The organism is Pseudodesulfovibrio sp. (assembly GCF_028692895.1).
In the GTDB taxonomy this organism is placed as follows: Bacteria; Desulfobacterota; Desulfovibrionia; order Desulfovibrionales; family Desulfovibrionaceae; genus Pseudodesulfovibrio.
Genome location: NZ_JAQUWN010000089.1, coordinates 1 through 11,487, shown reverse-complemented (window position 1 = coordinate 11,487; position 11,487 = coordinate 1). Strand labels below are relative to the sequence as shown.

Genomic DNA, 11,487 nt, shown 5'->3' with positions numbered 1-11,487 from the left:
TTTTGATGTTGGCCACGCGGTACTGGAAGGCGTCGTCCTCCAGCACCTCGACCTTGACCGGCTCGGCCCCGGCGAAGGTGATGAAATTGTTGTAGCAGGCGTAGCAGGGGTCCGAGGTGATGACCTGGTCGCCCGCCTCCAGGATGGTGGAGAACACGGCGAGCATGGCCGGGCTGGTCCCCTGGGTTACCGCGATGTTGGCCGGGTCCACGTCGACGCCGTAGCGCTTTTTGTAGTCGTCGGCGATGGCCTGGCGCAGCTCCAGGATGCCCAGGGAGTGGGTGTAGTGGGTCCGGTTCTCGTCCAGGGCCTTGCCGGAGGCCCGCTTGACGCACTCGGGCGTGTCGAAATCGGGCTCGCCCACCTCCATGTGGATGACGGAATGCCCGGCCCGCTCCATGGCCTGGGCCGCTTCCAGGATTTCCATGACCAGGAACGGGGTCATGGACGCGCAACGTTCGGAAATGCTCATGGTGTTCCCCTCCCCAAAGGGAACCCCCGCCCCCTGCCGTTTGGCACGGGGCGGGGGAAATAAATCTGAATTAATCAATCCGTAGCGATTTAGGCTACTTCCACTATCTCGATTGCAAAGATGAGGGTTTCGCCGGCCAGGGGGTGGTTGCCGTCGAGGGTGACCATCTCGTCGTCCAGCTCGGCCACGCGCACATAGGCCGGGGAGCCGTCCTCGGTCCGGATCTCAAGCATGATCCCCTCCTCCAGGTTGACGTCGGGCGGAATCTGGTTGCGTCGGACCTGGAAGACCAGCTCGCCGTTGACGTCGCCGTAGCCCTCCTCGGGCGGGACCTCCACCGTGACGTTTTCGCCGACGCCCCGGCCGATGACCGCGCGCTCGAAACCGGCGATGACCATGCCTTCGCCCAGCTTGAATTCCAGGGGTTCACGACCCTCGCTGGAGTCGAACTGGCTGCCGTCCCTCTTCAGGGTGCCGGTGTAGTGGACCTTCACGGTGCTGCCTTGGCGGGCTGTCATGGGTTCTCCTTGGCTTGAATGAATGAATCGGCGGACCCTACCGCAATCGGCGGCAAAAGGGAAACCGTCTTCCTCGATCAGAAATTGACCAGGGCGCGCAGGTCGGCCATGGTCGCGGCCGCGTACTCGCGGGCCTTCTTGTTGCCCGCCGCCAGAATCTCGGCCACGCGCTCGTCCGTGCAGGCGGCGCGGCGCTCGTGCAGGGGCGTCAGGAACCGCTCCAGAGACTCGATGAGCACCTTCTTGCAGTCCACGCAGCCCCAGGTGGCGTTTTTGCAGCCTTCCTGAATCTCCGGCAGCCGGGCCGGGTCGGTGATCAGCTTGTGGTAGGGGTAGAGGTTGCATACCGCCGGGTCGCCCGGATCGGACTTGCGCAACCGGCTCTCGTCGGTCTTCATCCCCTTGATTTTCGGGATGATCTCGTCCAGGGGTTCGGAGAGCTTGATGGAGTTGCCGTAGCTCTTGGACATCTTGCGGCCGTCCAGGCCGTTCAGCTTGCACTCCTCGGTGAGCATGTCTGCGGGTTCCGGGAAGAACTCGGAGGAGGTCAGGTGGTTGAAGCGGCGGGCGATCTCGCGCGCGAGCTCCAGGTGAGGCAGTTGATCCTTGCCCACGGGCACGGCTTTGGGCTTGTACATCAGGATGTCGGCGGCCATGAGCACGGGGTAGCCCAGGAACCCGTGGGTGTTCAGGTCCTTCTGGGTCAGCTCGGCGTTCATTTCCTTGAAGGTCGGGCAGCGCTCCAGCCAGCCGAGCGGGGTGTACATGGAAAGATAGAGGAAGAGCTCGGCGTGCTCCTTGATCTGGGACTGCTGGAAGATGGCGCACTTGTCCGGGTCGAGGCCCGCGGCCACCCAGTCCTTGACCAGGCCGGGCACGAAGCCCTTGATGCGGGTGGGGTCGGCGTATTCGCTGGTCAGGGCGTGCCAGTCGGCCACGAAGAAGAAGCAGTCGTAAGCTTCCTGAAGCTTGATCCAGTTGGCGATGACGCCGAAGTAGTGGCCGAGGTGGAGGGGCCCGGTGGGCCGCATGCCGGAGACGATGCGTTGATTGTGGCTCATGATGTCTGGTGGAAGCTAAAGGTTTTTTACATGGGGACGCCGAGCAGGGCGGCCAGGGCCGACACTGCGGGCAGGATGAGGTGCCCGAGCAGGCTGAACTTGGTGAAGTTGCCGATCAGGATGAGCCCGATGAGCGCGATGATGCCGTACCTGCCGAAGGACTGGTACTGGTAGGCCAGCCGAGGAGGCAGAAAGTACGCCAGAATGTTGCTCCCGTCCAGCGGCGGAATGGGGATCAGGTTGAACACGCCGAGGATCAGGTTCACGAGCACGCCGTAATAGCAGATGAGGATCACGGCCGTGCCCGGCTTGGCGCTCGCGGCGGCCAGGCCGTGCAGGATCAGGGCGAAGGCCGCGGCCAGCAGGAAGTTGGTCCCGGGCCCGGCCAGCGCTGTGAGCATCATGCCCTGGCGCGGGTTGCGGAAATAGCGCGGGTTGACCGGCACGGGCTTGGCCCAGCCGAACTGGACGAAGAAGAAGGCCAGTGTGCCGATGGGGTCCAGGTGCCTGAGGGGATTGAGGGTCAGCCGCCCCTGGGACTTGGCCGTGGGGTCGCCCAGGAGGTAGGCCACGTAGCCGTGGGCCACCTCGTGCAGGATCAGGGCCGTGAGCAGGCCCGGGATCATGATCGCGTACAGTTGCAGCCGTTCGGCGGAAAAGAAATCGGGCATGTGTGCGGCTACCATGGAAGGGGGCGCGGGGCAAGCGGTATCACGCCGCGGCGATGAAATCCCGCCCCAGGACGTACCCCCTCGCCTCCAGGAATTCCACGATCTCCTCGCGCGCGCCCCGGCTGGCCACGTAGGAGACGCAGAAGGTTTCGCCGGGCGCGGGCAGGACCGAGCGGTCGAGCACGGGCACGCCGTGCACGGTGTTGCCCACCTTGCGCGGGTCCACGTCGTGGTACGCGGCGAAGCGGACGCCGTGCTCAAGCAGCCGTTCCGCCCGCTTGCGCGAGGTCCGTCCGGCCCCGAGGATGCGGACGTCGGGGTGGTGCGGGTTGTTCCGCTGAAGCCAGCGGGCCAGGTAGGCGGCCTTGACCCGGTAAAACGCCTCTACGTCGTAGCGCGGGTGGTTGCGCGAGAGGCGGTCCGGCGGGTCGTTCCAGACCAGGAGCGTCTCGTCCACCTTGGCCATGCGCACCCCGGCCTCCAGCCAGCGCAGGAGCAACTCGTAGTCCTCGGGAAAGTCGCCGTGGCGGTAGGGGCCGTGGGCCTCCAGGCACTCGCGGCGGAACATGATGGACGGGTTTGGCACCGGGAATTCCACGAACCGGTTCAGGTCGATGGCCTCGGGGGTGAGCAGGGTGTTGGTCCAGTCCACGTAGCGGGCGTAGCCTGCGCTGCGCCGCCTGTCGCCGCCGAAGCGGACCCGGCATCCGGCCAGCCCGATGTCCGGGTGATTGTCCAGCAGCCCGGCCTGGGCGGCCAGGCGGCCGGGCAGACACTCGTCGTCCGCGTCCATGCGCGCCAGGTAGCGGCCCCGCGCGGCCTCGATGGCCGCATTGGCCGCGTGGACCACGCCCCGGTGCTCCCGGTGCAGGACCCGGACCCGGCCGTCCCGCCGGGCGAATCCGTCGAGGATCGCGCCGGTTCCGTCCGCGCTGCCGTCGTCGACCGCCACCACTTCGAAGTCCGTCCCCTCCTGGGCCAGCAGGCTCTCCAGAGCCCGCCCCACGGTGGCCGCGCAGTCATGGCACGGCAGGGTCACGGAGACGGTGGGGACGGCCACGGGGTCAGGCCTCCCCGGCTTCGAGCTTCTTTTCCCGGATGGATTCCCGGATGCGGCAGATGGAGCAGACCCCCGCGTTGGTCGGGGAGCCGCACGCGGTGCACGGGGCCAGGACGTCGCCCTCCGCCTTGTCCAGGGCGGCGAAGGCGCGCCGTCCGCGCTGGAGGAATCCCTGGTAGAACTGGAATTTCTGGCCGGGGCTGCGGTGCTCCAGCTCGCCCCACAGCTCCTTGTGGCCGGTGAAGCTCGCGCCCGAGGCGTAGGGGCAGGGGTCGGAGTGGATCTCGATCCCCTGGAGAAAGGCGTAGTTGGCGGTCTCGAACTCGCTCAGGCGGAAGAGCGGCTTGACCTTGCGCACGAATCCCTCGCGCGCGGGCAGGGCCGGGCCCTGGTCCGAGAGGTAGCCCACGTCCCAGCGCAGGGTGTTGGCGAAGAGCCGGGCCACCTCGTCGTCCAGGTTGTGGCCCGTGGCCAGGGCGTCGTAGCCGCCCGCAAGCGCGATGCGGTTGAAGTGGTGGCGCTTGAGCTTGCCGCAGACCGCGCAGACCGGCCGGGTGGAGAACCGCTTCACGTCCGGGATGGGCAGGCCCCATTTGGCCATCTCGAAGACCTCCAGCCTGAGGCCCCGTGAGGCGCAGAAGGCCTCCACCTTGGCCCGCGCCTTTTCCGAGGAGTCGGGGATGCCGAGGTCGATGTGCAGGCCGGTCACGTCGTAGCCCTGGCTCGACAGTTCGAGCATCAGGGCCAGCGAGTCCTTGCCGCCGGACAGGGCCACCAGGATGCGCTCGTCCCTGGTGAACATCTTCTCGCGCCGGACGGCGGTCTCCACCTGGCGGGTGAAGAAGAGCTTGAAGCAGTCCGGGCAGAATCCGGAGTGGTGGCTGGGCAGGGAGACGCAGGCCGTCGCCTTGCAGCGGGAGCATTTCATGTGGGGGTATCCTATCCGGCCGAGGTGACCTTGCGCACCAGGACCACGTCGCCGTGCGAGAGCTTGCGGTCCGGGGTGAGCAGCTCGCCGCCGCGCGCGATGATGGCCATGGTGTGGCGCATGCCGAGCTTGTTGAGCAGGCCGACCACGCTGCGGATGTCGTGCAGTTCGAGGACCTTGCCGTCCGGTTCCAGATTTACGGTGATCACGGGTTTTCTCCTCGCCTCGGGCCTCGGGGCCGTCGGCAGTCCGCAAGCCTAACCGGGCCCGCGCGAGAGTTCAAGGGGCATGTATCGTCTAGAAATGCTCATATGTTCCGATATGTTGCACCAAGGTTAGAATTTGGTGCAAAATCGTCAACCCGTATTGACCCTAAAGAGCACTATCGCGTAGGGTCTGGTCACGGCCTAATTCCCACAGGAGGACGCAATGAGCCAACCGAAGATTCTCGTTGTCGACGACGAAAAGCACATACGGATGCTCTACCGGGAGGAACTGGAAGCCGACGGCTACGTGGTCGCCACTTCTGACGGCGAGGAAGACATCCTCGACGTCCTCGCCCGCGAAAAGCCGACCATCGTTATTCTGGACATCAAGCTGGGCGTCAACCGTTCCGGTCTGGACCTGCTCCAGGAAATCCGGTCCAAGGACCAGCGCATCCCCGTTATCCTGTCCACCGCCTACGACTCCTTCCAGCACGACCTCAAGTCCATCTCGGCCGACTACTACGTGGTCAAGTCCGTGGACCTGACCGAGCTCAAGGACAAGGTCCGGATGGCGTTGCAGAAGGCCGGGGCGTAGGCGCGCCGGTCCGTTGTCCCGCGGCGGCTCTCCTCGGAGGGTCGCCTTTGTTGTATCCGAGCCCCGAGGAAACGCCCTTGTCCACGGACGAGACGCCCGAAATCCCCAGGACGCCCGACGGCCCGCCGCCTCCCCCGGCGCCGGGGACGGCCGTCCTTCGCCGCAGGCCCTGGCTGGCCGCACTGCTTTCGCTCGTCGCCACCGGGTTGGGGCAGGTCTACAACGGCCAGTGGAGGAAGGGGCTGCTCTTCTTCTTCACGGAGTTCGGCCTGGGCGTCGTGCTGTATCTTTCCATGGGCACCTTCGCCGGGGTGGTCGCCGCCGGGGCCGTGCTGGCCGCGATCAATCTGGCCGCACCGGTGGAGGCCTACCTGTCGGCCCGGCGGCTCGGGGCGATTTCGCCCGGCCGGTGGAACCGGGGCTGGGTCTACGTGCTGGCCGTCGCGGTCAGCCTGGCCTCCGGCGCGGCGCTCCAGGCGGGCATGGGGGCCACCCTCTACGAGGCCTACAAGGCCCCTTCCGCGTCCATGCTCCCCACCCTCCAGGTGGGCGACCACTTCATGGCCGAGGTCCTGTCCCCGGCCGACCCGGTGCGCCGGGGCGACGTGGTCACGTTCCTGGAGGCGGAGAGCGGCAAGCGGTTCGTCAAGCGGGTGGTCGGCCTGCCGGGCGAGACCGTGTCCATCGAGGCCCAGCGGGTGTCCGTCGACGGCCGCCCCCTGGACGAGCCCTACGCCGCCCACGACAAGGCGGGGCAGGACCTTCCCGGCCGCGACCGCATGGACCCGGTCGCCCTCGGGCCGGACGAATATTTCTGCATGGGCGACAACCGCGAGCATTCCTACGACTCGCGCTGGCTCGGCCCGGTCGCGCGGGGGCGGATGCTGGCCAGGGCGCTCTACGTCTATTTACCGGGACCGTCGGCGGACCGCTGGTCCCGCCTGGGCGCGTCCCTGCGCTGAGCTACCAGTATTCCGGGGAGACCAGGAGGCCGTGGGCCTCGTTGCACTTGATCGGGGTGACCGCGTCGATGCCCATGGTGTCCATGTAGGCCAGGACCAGGATCAGGTTGGTCAGCCGCGTGTCGGCGTATTCGCTGGCGAAATCCTTGTCGGACTTGCCTGTCCACCGGGCCAGGGCGTCGGCCGCCTGCCGCCGCGTGTAGCGGGCGGGGCCGCTGCCCATGGTTTCGGGCAGGGAGTGGTAGTGCACGCCGCCGATGCCGATGACGGTCAGCGCGCCCGAGCGGAGCCGCCCGGCCAGGTCGCGCGGGAGCTCCATCTCGGCGTGGGCCTTGGCGTAGCGCAGGGCCTCGCGCACCTGGCGCTCGGTCATGGGATTGGGGGAGTGGGCGGTGGCGATGTCGCGCCCCTGGATCACGCGGATGACCGCGTTCTTGAAGGAGACCGAGGCCAGGTCGTCCATGTGGAAGGTCATGGTCCCGTCCGGGTTGCGGACGGTCATCTGCTGGGTGTCGCCGCCGATGTCCCAGACCAGCAGGGCGGGCTCGGGCACGTTCACCATGAGCCGGACGGCGTGGTAGTTGAGCAGGGAGGCCTGCTGCTCGGAGACGATGCGGCAGGAGAAGCCGAGGGCCTGTTGCAGGGTGACGAAGTAGGCGCGGCCGTTGCGGGCGGCCTGGAAGCAGGCCCCGCCCACGGCGGAGAACTGGCGGGCCTGGAGCTTGAGCGCGTCCTGGCGCAGGGCCTCCAGGGCGGCCTGTCCCCGCTCCATGACCTCGCGGCCGAGGTTGCCGTCATAGGAGCGGGCCAGGTCCTCGGCGAAGTCCACCTTGCGGGCGTCCTCCGCCACCACCTTGACCAGCGCGCCGGTGATCATGTCCACGTCGGCCACGGTGCATTTGATGGATGTGGAGCCGATGTCGAAGGCGGCCCGGCGGACGACGTGGTCGCCCGCGCCCATGGACCCGGCCGGGCCGAGAATCGCCAGGACGGCCGTCGCCAGGATCACGCACCAGTATCGCACCATTGTTCCACCCCCGGATTGCATCCATGCGATGGCTCGGGATGTACAATAAAATCCGGCCGGGAGCAATGCGGACCGATCAGGGCTCGGGCGTGGACCGGTAGGTCGCGCGGTTGCGCCGGAGCTGGTAGCGGACCACCGCGTCGTTGTGTTCCTTGAGGGTTGCGCTGAAATGATGGGTGCCGTCGCCCTTGGCCACGAAGTAGAGATAGTTGTGGGCCTCGGGGTGGGCGGCGGCCAGGAGCGACTCCAGTCCGGGCGAGCAGATGGGCCCCGGGGGCAGCCCCTGGTGCATGTAGGTGTTGTAGGGGTTGTCCCCGTCGCGCAGGTCGCTCTTTCGGATGTTGCCGTCGAAGTCCGGGCCCAGGCCGTAGATGATGGTCGGGTCCGCCTGGATGAGCATGCCCTTTTTCAGCCGGTTGGCGAACACGCCCGCGATGCGGCCGCGCTCGGCCGGGTCGCCGGTCTCCTTCTCCACCAGGGAGGCGAGGATGACGGTCCGGTGCATTTCCGCGAAGGGCGGAGGGCCGCCGGGCCAGACCTTTCTCGCGTTCTTGAAGAATTCGTGGATCATGGCCTCGGCCATGTAGCGCGACTGGTCGCCGTGGGGCGGGGTGAGCAGGTAGGTCTCGGGGAAGAGGTAGCCCTCGGCGTCCTTCGCCTCGATGCCGTGGCGGGCCAGCAGGGCGGGGTCGGCCACGGCGGCGGCGAAGCCTTCGCGCGTGCCCAGCCCGGACTCGGCGATCTTGTCGGCGGTCTGCCACCAGGTCAGCCCCTCGCGCACGGAGACCTTCTTCATGATGCCCGCCGAGGTGGTCAGCTCGCGCAGGACCCGGCCGGGCGTCCAGCCCGTGTTCAGGAGGAACTCCCCGGCGCGCACGGACGAGGCCTTGCCCTCGGTCCGCGCCAGGTGGAGGAATCGGCGCGAGTCGGTGATGAGCCCGGCCTGCTTGAGGTTGCGGGCGATGGTGGTGAAGATCTGCCCCGGCTCCACGCGGAAGACGAGCTCGCGGCCCGGCGTTTCGGGCGGCGTGGCCAGGAACTGGCGGTCCTGCCAGGCGAGGTGGGCCTTGTAGCCGCCCAGGCCCGCCGCGGCGAGCAGGACCAGCGCGGCCAGCGAGAGGATCAGTGTCCGCTTTCGAGCCATGAGCGAAGGATGACGGCGGCCGCCTGACTGTCCAGGACCGCCTTTCGTTTCTTGCCGCGCACGTTCGCGGCGTTGAGTTCTTCCTCTGCCTGGGCCGAGGAGAGCCGTTCGTCCATCAGGTGGACGGGCAGCTCGGTCCGGCGGGCCAGGCTCGCGGCGAAGTTGCGCACCTGCCGCGTGGTCAGGGTGTCCTCGCCCTCCAGGGACAGGGGCAGGCCGACGACCACGGCCTCGACCGACTCCTTTTGAAGGATTTCGGCCAGTTCGTCAAAGAGGGCGTCGCGCGTGGTCCGCTCGATGGTCCGGTAGGGCGAGACCAGGGTGCCCGTCCGGTCGGACAGGGCCAGCCCGACCCGCTTGAGGCCGAAGTCGACGCCGAGCGCGCGCATCAGGCCCCCCTCCGGGAGGCGCGTCGGCGCGGGTCGGTTTTTCGGTTGGCGGTTCGCATGATGGCCGGAAGAAAAGCACGGCGGGGGAGCCGGGGTCAATCGGAAAGTGCGTCCGGCTCCACCGGGAGCGGCTCCACCGGCAGGGTGAAGACCACGTGCGCGCCGCCTTCCGGCGGGTTGTCGATGTCCATGGTCCCCTGGTGCCCGTTGAGGATGAGCCGGGCGCGCGTCAGCCCCATGCCCGCGCCCGCCGCCTTGGTGGTGAAGAAGGGGTCGAAGGCCATGCGCAGTCCCTCCCTGGTGAATCCGGGGCCGTTGTCCGCCACCGAAATCTTGATGGTGGCCCCGGCCTCGCGGGCGCAGATGCGGACCGCCGCCTCCGGCCCGGCGAACTCGGCCGCGTTGAGCAGCACCTCGGACAGGGCCAGGGCGATGAGGTCGCGGTCCACCTTGACGTTCATGTCCGGGCAGTCAGCCTGCCAGTCGATGCCCTTGCCGGCCACGGCCGGGTGTTCGGCGATGCGGCGCTTGGCTTCCTCGATGATTACCCACAGGTTGACCTGGGCGGGCGGGCCCACGGTGATGGCGCTGTATTCGGCCACGGCCTTGACCATGGATTCGAGCTTCTTGGCCTCCTCGCGGATGGCGGTCAGGGACTCGCGCTCCGAGTCGTCGGCCGTGCGCTCCAGCAGGCGGGAGAACCCGGCGATGGCCATGAGCGGGTTGCGCACCTGGTGGGCCACGGACTGGGCGAAGGCGATGAGGCTCTCGGCGCGCTGGGCGGCCAGCCGGTGGTTGACCTCCAGGATGTGCTTCTCCCGCTCGTTGAGCCGGTGCAGCTCGGTCAGGTCCTCGAACAGGACCATGATCGCCCGGATTCTGCCGTCCTCGCCCCGCTCGGCCGAGGAGATGACCGAGAGATATTTCATATCGCCGCCCGGCGAGGTGTAGGGCGTGACGCGCTCCACGGTGGGCGTCTCGTTCTGGATGGCGTCGAGGACGACCTCGCTGAATTCGAGGTTCTCCTGCCGGGAGAGGAAGACCTCCCCCCACTGGCTTCCCTTGAACGCCCCTTGCGGGCAGCCGAGAATGCTGGCGGCCGAGGGGCTCGACTCGACGATCTTGCCGCCGCGGTCGATGACCAGCAGGCCCACCGGCAGGTTGTTGAGGATGAGTTCCGTGATGGCTGGCATGGCGTCGCCTCCCGTCCTAGGCCAGCAGGCCGAACATGATCGGGATGGTCAGGGCGCTCAGGACCGTGGTCAGGAAGACCATGCGCGAGGCGAGCCCGGCGTCGCACCCGTAGGAGCGGCACAGGGCCACGGTGAGCAGGGCCGACGGCATGGCCGCCTCCAGCACCAGGACGTGGACCTGCCAGACCGGCAGGTCCATGAAGGTGGTGGGCAGCCAGATCATGACCGGCTTGAGGACGAGCTTGTTCAGGGCCACGGCGGCCCCGGCCAGGGCCACGGTCTGGATGCCCTTGAACTCCAGGAGCACGCCCACCAGCAGGGTGACCATCAGGGTGTTGGCCGTGCCCGCCGCCTTGAGGGCCTGCATGACCGTGCCCATGACCGGACCGGAGGTGGGCAGCCGGAGCGCGGCCCAGGCCAGCCCGGCCACCACGGAGACGAAGATGGGCGACTTGAAGAAGGCCAGGGCCGCCTTCATCCGCGCGTCGGCCGAGGCCTCCTGGTCGCCGTAGTAGATGGCGATCATGGTGCCCAGGGTGAACAGGGCCGGGCCCACGCCGATCTCCGAGACCATGACCGCCTCGGTCATGGCTCCCGCGTTGCCGGGAAAGACCTCGGTGATGAGCGCGTAGCCGAGCAGGGAGGAGGAGCCGAAGCCCGAGACCATGATCAGCGCGCCCGCGGCGGGCCGCTCCAGCTTGAGCAGCCGGGCCGCCACCCATCCCAGGGCCAGGGCCGTCAGCTCGGCCCCGAGCATGATGAGGGCGAGCCACGCCTGATCCCATTCCACGGTGGTGGTGGCCAGCGAGACGAAGATCAGGGCGGGCAGGGTGCAGTGGGTGACGAGCTTGGCGAAGACGCCGCCGTGCTCGCTCTTGAGGAACCCCTTGTGCCGCAGGAAGGCCGCAAAGCAGATAAGGCCGAGGAGGACCGCGATGGACGTGAGCAGCCGGGTGGTGATGGGCATGGCGCTTCTCCGTGTTTGCCCGGAGAATAGCCCGCCGTCACCGCCCGGTCAATGCGCGAGACGGATCAGTTGGCTCCCTTCCGCTCCACCGCGTCGAGCAGGGAGTCCAGCTCCCGCTTCCACTTGGGGCCGCCCACGCATTCGGCCAGGTACTCCACGGTGTGCAGGACCCGGTTGGGCCGCTTGAGCTCCATCATGGACCGCTTGATGCCCACCTTGCAGGACGGGCAGCCTACCACCACGGGGCGCGCCTTGTCCGCGTCGAGGTCCGCCGTGAGCTGGATCTTCTTGCGC

General features: G+C 67.8%; 15 protein-coding genes. 2 read left to right on the top strand and 13 right to left on the bottom strand.

Translation table 11 applies throughout. From position 1 onward, the window contains the following. The 7 genes from PHP91_RS15660 to PHP91_RS15630 form a co-directional block, all read right to left on the bottom strand. Positions 1–472: aminotransferase class I/II-fold pyridoxal phosphate-dependent enzyme (locus tag PHP91_RS15660; protein WP_300142837.1), on the bottom strand; the 472-nt coding region annotated here is incomplete at its 3' end. Positions 473–561: 89 nt separating this feature from the next. After that, complete coding sequence (locus tag PHP91_RS15655; RefSeq protein ID WP_300142834.1) at positions 562–990, bottom strand: peptidylprolyl isomerase; 429 nt, start codon at positions 988–990, stop codon at positions 562–564. A 77-nt stretch (positions 991–1,067) separates the two neighbouring features. Then, positions 1,068–2,051: a tryptophan--tRNA ligase gene (gene trpS, locus PHP91_RS15650; RefSeq protein WP_300142832.1), complete on the bottom strand. Its 984-nt coding sequence runs from the start codon at positions 2,049–2,051 to the stop codon at positions 1,068–1,070. Between the two features lie 26 nt (positions 2,052–2,077). Further along, entirely contained in the window at positions 2,078–2,722 is a 645-nt protein-coding gene (locus tag PHP91_RS15645) for a site-2 protease family protein (protein ID WP_300142830.1), read from the bottom strand. Positions 2,723–2,762: 40 nt separating this feature from the next. Further along, a complete protein-coding gene (locus tag PHP91_RS15640; RefSeq protein ID WP_300142827.1) occupies positions 2,763–3,782 on the bottom strand; it encodes a glycosyltransferase in 1,020 nt (339 codons plus the stop codon). Positions 3,783–3,786: 4 nt separating this feature from the next. After that, complete coding sequence (locus PHP91_RS15635) at positions 3,787–4,710, bottom strand: ATP-binding protein (RefSeq protein ID WP_300142824.1); 924 nt, start codon at positions 4,708–4,710, stop codon at positions 3,787–3,789. 11 nt (positions 4,711–4,721) lie between these two features. Next, entirely contained in the window at positions 4,722–4,919 is a 198-nt protein-coding gene (locus PHP91_RS15630; protein ID WP_300142821.1) for a hypothetical protein, read from the bottom strand. 220 nt (positions 4,920–5,139) lie between these two features. On the opposite strand from PHP91_RS15630, the gene PHP91_RS15625 reads away from it, so the two are divergent. Both PHP91_RS15625 and lepB read left to right on the top strand, forming a co-directional pair. After that, positions 5,140–5,511, top strand: a complete 372-nt coding sequence (locus PHP91_RS15625; RefSeq protein ID WP_300142814.1) for a response regulator — start codon at positions 5,140–5,142, stop codon at positions 5,509–5,511. A gap of 77 nt (positions 5,512–5,588) precedes the next feature. Beyond that, complete coding sequence (gene lepB, locus PHP91_RS15620) at positions 5,589–6,473, top strand: signal peptidase I (protein WP_300142811.1); 885 nt, start codon at positions 5,589–5,591, stop codon at positions 6,471–6,473. Between the two features lies 1 nt (position 6,474). Here lepB and PHP91_RS15615 read toward each other — a convergent pair whose 3' ends face one another. The 6 genes from PHP91_RS15615 to PHP91_RS15590 form a co-directional block, all read right to left on the bottom strand. Beyond that, positions 6,475–7,500, bottom strand: coding sequence for a hypothetical protein (locus tag PHP91_RS15615; protein ID WP_300142808.1), 1,026 nt, complete (start codon positions 7,498–7,500; stop codon positions 6,475–6,477). A 76-nt stretch (positions 7,501–7,576) separates the two neighbouring features. Continuing rightward, complete coding sequence (gene mltG / locus PHP91_RS15610; RefSeq protein ID WP_300142805.1) at positions 7,577–8,644, bottom strand: endolytic transglycosylase MltG; 1,068 nt, start codon at positions 8,642–8,644, stop codon at positions 7,577–7,579. Next, the gene (ruvX, locus tag PHP91_RS15605) at positions 8,623–9,033 is read right to left on the bottom strand and encodes a Holliday junction resolvase RuvX (protein WP_300142802.1); all 411 of its coding nucleotides are present in this window, start codon (positions 9,031–9,033) and stop codon (positions 8,623–8,625) included. Before ruvX ends, mltG begins: the two co-directional genes overlap by 22 nt. A gap of 95 nt (positions 9,034–9,128) precedes the next feature. Next, the gene (locus tag PHP91_RS15600) at positions 9,129–10,226 is read right to left on the bottom strand and encodes an ATP-binding protein (RefSeq protein WP_300142799.1); all 1,098 of its coding nucleotides are present in this window, start codon (positions 10,224–10,226) and stop codon (positions 9,129–9,131) included. 16 nt (positions 10,227–10,242) lie between these two features. Next, positions 10,243–11,193 (bottom strand): AEC family transporter, encoded by a 951-nt coding sequence (locus PHP91_RS15595; RefSeq protein ID WP_300142796.1) that lies wholly within the window; start codon positions 11,191–11,193, stop codon positions 10,243–10,245. A gap of 65 nt (positions 11,194–11,258) precedes the next feature. Further along, positions 11,259–11,487 (bottom strand): hypothetical protein (locus PHP91_RS15590; protein WP_300142793.1); only part of this gene is annotated, 229 nt, incomplete at its 5' end.

What these genes read in the sequence shown, in the direction of transcription:
- PHP91_RS15655 (WP_300142834.1), bottom strand. Translation starts at nt 990, where the DNA reads ATGACAGCCCGCCAAGGCAGCACCGTGAAGGTCCACTACACCGGCACC.
- trpS (WP_300142832.1), bottom strand. Translation starts at nt 2,051, where the DNA reads ATGAGCCACAATCAACGCATCGTCTCCGGCATGCGGCCCACCGGGCCC.
- PHP91_RS15645 (WP_300142830.1), bottom strand. Translation starts at nt 2,722, where the DNA reads ATGCCCGATTTCTTTTCCGCCGAACGGCTGCAACTGTACGCGATCATG.
- PHP91_RS15635 (WP_300142824.1), bottom strand. Translation starts at nt 4,710, where the DNA reads ATGAAATGCTCCCGCTGCAAGGCGACGGCCTGCGTCTCCCTGCCCAGC.
- PHP91_RS15625 (WP_300142814.1), top strand. Translation starts at nt 5,140, where the DNA reads ATGAGCCAACCGAAGATTCTCGTTGTCGACGACGAAAAGCACATACGG.
- PHP91_RS15615 (WP_300142808.1), bottom strand. Translation starts at nt 7,500, where the DNA reads ATGGTGCGATACTGGTGCGTGATCCTGGCGACGGCCGTCCTGGCGATT.
- mltG (WP_300142805.1), bottom strand. Translation starts at nt 8,644, where the DNA reads ATGGCTCGAAAGCGGACACTGATCCTCTCGCTGGCCGCGCTGGTCCTG.
- ruvX (WP_300142802.1), bottom strand. Translation starts at nt 9,033, where the DNA reads ATGCGCGCGCTCGGCGTCGACTTCGGCCTCAAGCGGGTCGGGCTGGCC.
- PHP91_RS15600 (WP_300142799.1), bottom strand. Translation starts at nt 10,226, where the DNA reads ATGCCAGCCATCACGGAACTCATCCTCAACAACCTGCCGGTGGGCCTG.
- PHP91_RS15595 (WP_300142796.1), bottom strand. Translation starts at nt 11,193, where the DNA reads ATGCCCATCACCACCCGGCTGCTCACGTCCATCGCGGTCCTCCTCGGC.